At 41.7% G+C, this 5124-nt stretch carries 1 protein-coding gene and 2 pseudogenes; all 3 read right to left on the bottom strand.

All coding sequences use genetic code 11. The features are described 5' to 3' along the window. Positions 1-4144: pseudogene (locus HMPREF2987_RS10125) on the bottom strand (SIALI-17 repeat-containing surface protein); the annotation flags it as partial. A 288-nt stretch (positions 4145-4432) separates the two neighbouring features. Next, positions 4433-4504, bottom strand: a pseudogene (locus HMPREF2987_RS11360) (YSIRK-type signal peptide-containing protein); the annotation flags it as partial. A gap of 171 nt (positions 4505-4675) precedes the next feature. Beyond that, positions 4676-5124, bottom strand: a 449-nt coding sequence (locus tag HMPREF2987_RS10120) for an LPXTG cell wall anchor domain-containing protein (RefSeq protein WP_142995403.1), incomplete at its 5' end; no start/stop codon positions are given.

Genomic DNA, 5124 nt, shown 5'->3' with positions numbered 1-5124 from the left:
ACTCATGCTTAGCAGCCTCTACTGCATTGACACCGCCCTCAAATTCTGGGACTTCTATTACTGGAGCTGGTTCGTCGCCTTTACTTATTGTCGGTGCTGGTTCGTCTACCACTTCTTGATAGAAAGTAGTCATTTCGTAGAACTCTGGTTCTCCACCTTCCCAAGAAACTTTTACATCGAGAATCCGTGGATTTTTTCCTGAAAGGGCAAAGGTTTGGAAACTTGATTTCACTTCACCTAAGTTTTTCCAAACTGATTCACCAGCTTCATTCAAGGTACGAACTTGAACATTTACTTTTGCACCTTCAGGCAAGTCAGCAATCAAGCGAACATGATTTACCTTGGTTTCTTCAGATAAATGATAAACAAGCTCTCCTTTATTTTCAGTAGCTACATAACTTGTCAAGACATTACCGTCAGTCATATTTTTCTTCAGGTTATCCGCTTCTTCGCTACCATTTCCTGTCACTGTAGGATTATTTTCAGGATTGATAAATTCACCATCATTAATCACGATTTCGCTAAATCCTACAAAACGAGCATTATAGTCCGCTGTAAAGAGAACTCGCATGAACTTAGCAGTTACTGGTTGATCCAGAACACCTTCGATATAACGATTTCCTGGGTTTGCAGAATCATGTGTCCAGCCGTCAGTCAATGAATTATCTCGAATTTCATTTTCAACGCCATCTCCGACTGTCACAACATCCGTCCAGTTCTTACCATCTTCACTGACTTGAATCTTCCCATCACGCAAATAATTACGTTGGGCATCCTGAATATAAGCACGAATCTTCTTGACTTGACGAGTGGTGCCAAGTTTCATGACAATTTCCTCGTTTTTACGTTGATAATCAGAAAATTCTACAAAATTATTAAAGTCCCCATCAAACAGTTGACCTAAATTGTGAATGCGACGAACATCATTAGCACCATAATATTGGTGAATACCCATAGTGGTTGATAAGAGTTCAGTTGGATCCACTTCTTTTGTCTTAACGACTAATTTTCCAGTAGGAAGCGCTTGGTCCTTATCTGTCTTGTTCACGATGCGAACATAGCGCACCAAGGCGTGTTCTGGAAGTTGGTCAGCGGTCATCCATTCCACTTCATTTGCCGAATATTCCAGTGTCAAACCTGTTTCACCTGCACCTTCAAGTGCAATTGAACTAGCTTCATGGAGTCGGTCCAATTTCAAACCAAGATAGCCATTTGCTGGAATATTATTCCCTTGAGGTAAGGTCATTTCATAACGACCACGGCTGTCCACTACCGGCGTTTCCTTCAAGCTGTCGACGTTGGTGACAGTCAAATCAGTATTTGGTGTATCAACGTCAACTGTAAAGTCCGCAATTCTCCACCATTTGCTGAGAAGTTGTGTATTACGTACACGAACGTATTGGGCTGTGAAGTTCTGGCTAATATCTGAAATCCGATCCCCAGTTAAGGTCTGAAGGGTCTTCCAGTTTGTACCGTCTGTAGAATATTCGATGACACCAGCTACTAGTTTGTCTCCTTCCCCTTGAACTAGATGAATATGTTTTACTTTCTTAGATCCACCCAAGTCCATTTGAACCCAAGCATTTTCTGGAGTCACATTTGTTTGATTGATATGAGCCATCATAGATTCTGTGTTATCTTTGCCATCTTGCATTTGAAGCACACTGGTTCCATATTTGTAAACTAGGTTTGGACTTAGGGTAATGGTCCCCTTTACCTTTTTGCTTCCAAGTTCGAGCGGTCTATTGACGGCAATTTCACGCATGGCAAGCCAAGCATTATCCTTCTTAGCTGTCGCACGCATGCGAACTGCTTGAGCCGTAATATCGAGGTCTTTAAATTCAAGTGTCCGTTCGCGACCTGTATAGGCAGGACTTGTAAGAGCTACCCAGTCCCCTTGTTCGTTTTGATACTCGACAAGGGCATTTCCAAAGGTATAATTATCAGCGGTCTTTGTCCCTGTTGCAAAACCAAGAGTATGAACCTTAATGGCTTTATTAAAACGAAGTCCTACATAATCATCTCGTTCAATAACGGTTGTCGTCTTAACAATCGCATGAGTATCCAAGTCGCCATCTGTTACTTCTGCAAGACCTCCTTCAATCCCCGCACGGTTGGTAATAAAGGTGGTCACAAGTTTATCTGGATGCAGCATGGTTTGGATGTGCGTTGCCAAGTATTCCTTTAAGTTATTGATAAATGGACGAATATGTTGCACTCCAAACTCTGCCCGTTCATAATGGTCTACATAGAAGAAGGAATAACTAATGGACTGATCGTAATACTTAACCCCGGCATAGTAATGCTCCCAAACTTTAGCATCATTCTTTTCAGCCAGACCTTCTGTCGCTGTCAGCAAGGCTTCTAAAGCATCCATCTGGTCCACTGTATTATCTAACCAGTAGTGGATTTGGTCAATAAGCTTCTTGTCCCCTTTTTCTTTCAGAAGGAAGGCGTCAGCCTTCAAGTTTGCAAAGATACCCTTTAATTCTTTTCTCTCTGCGTCTACGTTTTGACCAGCCTTCAATTTATTATAGAAGTCTGTCAATTTAGGTGCAAGCTCAACAGATTCTTCCAATTTTGTGACATGTGGTGGACGGTTTTGGTTGCGCATATGCTTACCAAGTTCACGAAAGGCTTTTGATACTTCGCTTTCTTCAAAGCTCCCATTGACCACATAGTTAAAGGCCGTATCATTGATTTTTTCAGCTTCTTCCGCACTTCTCCATTGCTTCCAACCATACTGAGCCACATCAAAGAGGGCTACCTTTGAAGCTTCCGATTGTTGCATCGGATTTAGCATGATGCCCTGCGCCAAGGACAAATCAACATTGGGATGTAAGAATTTTTCACCACCCCCCAGAATCAAGTGTTGCTTGGTATTATCATTACAAGGCCAGTTAATCCAGAAATGAATCGGACGATACTTCTTGCCACCTTCTGTTAAATTCTTCTTCAAATTTGTTAGGAAGGTTTGATCAACTGCACCCCATACTTTACCCCCTGTTAGGGTTAAATGGACCGTTTCTGGAAGGCGTTCGTTGAGCGTGCGAAGCTCATCTTCTGTCCCTTGTCCCATATACCAGGCTGGAACAAAAATCATATCTTTACGAAGGCCACTGTATTTTGTTTCTTGTTCAGTTAGCCAATTTGTCAGGTCGGTCATTAACCGAACATAGCTATTGTAGCCACCAACTGGCCAGGCCGCATCATCAGCTAGAACACCAAATTCACGCACTCCTGCATCCAGCAACTGAGTGAATTTCGCTTTAATGACATCTAAATCCTGTTTATATAATTCATCCGTGTCAAAACGCATCTTCTTATGCATAAAGGGGTGGATGGTCCAAACATAACGTGTCTTTGTTTCATTTCCCACACGAGCTAGATCTCGAATCTCTGACATTTTTTCTTCTGGATAAAGTTCACGCCATTTAGCATTGTGATAGGGATCGTCTTTAGGCGCAAAGAAGTACTGAGTTAGCTTTAAGTCGCCACCATAGCGCATTAACTCCTCACGGTTTTCCTTGGTCCAAGGATTTCCGTAATAGCCTTCGATAAAGCCACGGTTCTTCACTTCTGCATAGTCTTCTACTGTCACATCTCGAAGAACTGGGACAGGACTCTCCTTCAACATTTGTTTCAAGGTTGTTAGTCCAAAGAAGACAGCATCCGTATCCTTTCCGACAATCGAAATCTTATTGTCCTTCACGCGCAAGACATAGGCATCAATTTTATCGTATAATTCAGAGGAAATATCTTGGACTTCTTTTTCTGCCAGAGGAGCTTTCCCACGCACTCCAAGGAAAATGTTGGTCGCCCCTTCTGTAGCTTTTGTACTGGTAGTATAGGATACATTACTAGCTTGGAGAATTTCCTTGGCACGGTTTCGAGTATAGATATCCAAACCATCACTCAAGACAAGATTTACCTTTCCTTCTAGAGCAGTGACGCCATCGCCATAAGTAACCTTTTGAGGTCTTGGGAATACCGTATATTCTTTTTTAGCTACTTGAGATTTGGCGGCATCAATTTCTGCTTTACTTGTAGGTTTATCTGCTGTAAATGAATCAGCTTTCTCCACCGTTCCATTTACTTCACCTGCTTTCGTAGGTTCTGTTGCTACACGAGCCTCAGTAGGAGCTACTTCTGTAGAAGCATTTTCTACGGTTGTACTTGTCTCCTCTACTGTATAATCTCTAATTTTTTCTGGTTTTGAAGAAGTTTCTTCGGGAGCTTGGGACTTAGTAGCTACCTCTTCCACTTTAGTCTCTGAAACAAAGGCTGCCTCTGCACTTTTAATAGCGCCTGCCAAATCTGGTGATAACTTATCCTCTGGTGGAAGCTGTGTAAGACTTGTTTCTGCTTCTAGTGAAGGCTCTGTTTCTGAAGCTTGTACCATACTGGCTCCAAAGATACTCGCGCCAACCATAACTGAAACTGCTCCTATTGCAAATTTTCGAATGCTATAATGACAACGTTTTTCAAAAAAATGATGATCCATCTTTCTACTATCTCCTTTCCTCTAACCACTCATCTAAGCGGTTTCATCCCTATTTTAAAAAAATAGAGAGAACCAAAAGGTCCTCTCCATATGGTTGTAGCATTTTCCATCCTATCCACTGGGATAGTCCAAGTATTTCTACAATCAATAAGCAATGTAGAGTTCCAAACTCTATTTTTCTTTACGTTTAACTGTTAGTAGAGCTACTGATAAAACAAGACTGAGACTTGCTAGGAAGGCAGCTGTATCAGATCGACTTTCACCTGTTTCAGGAAGTCTTGCTGCACTTGCTTTTCCTGAAGCATTTTCAAGGACTTCTCCATTAACTACCTGTCCATGAGCCGATTCAACTGGTTCTTGGTTTTGTTCTTTATAGACAATCGCATAAAGTCCTAGATCTTTGGTGACAAATTCAACTATGTCACCTACTAACGTCACCTTTTGAACCTGCAAGCCTTGATCTAAGCTCATGTGATAAACCTCTTGAACCTGACCCTTGACTGGCAATCTCACTAGAACTGAACCTTTTGGATCAACCATTTGGTTATCTTTATCCAGCAATTTCACTTGATAAGCATCGTAGTGTTTACCAGCTAATTCTTGGCGTAGAACCTTTTGAA

It is taken from the genome of Streptococcus sp. HMSC067H01 (genome assembly GCF_001814775.1).
In the GTDB taxonomy this organism is placed as follows: Bacteria; Bacillota; Bacilli; order Lactobacillales; family Streptococcaceae; genus Streptococcus.
This window is presented reverse-complemented; position numbering and strand designations above follow the sequence as displayed.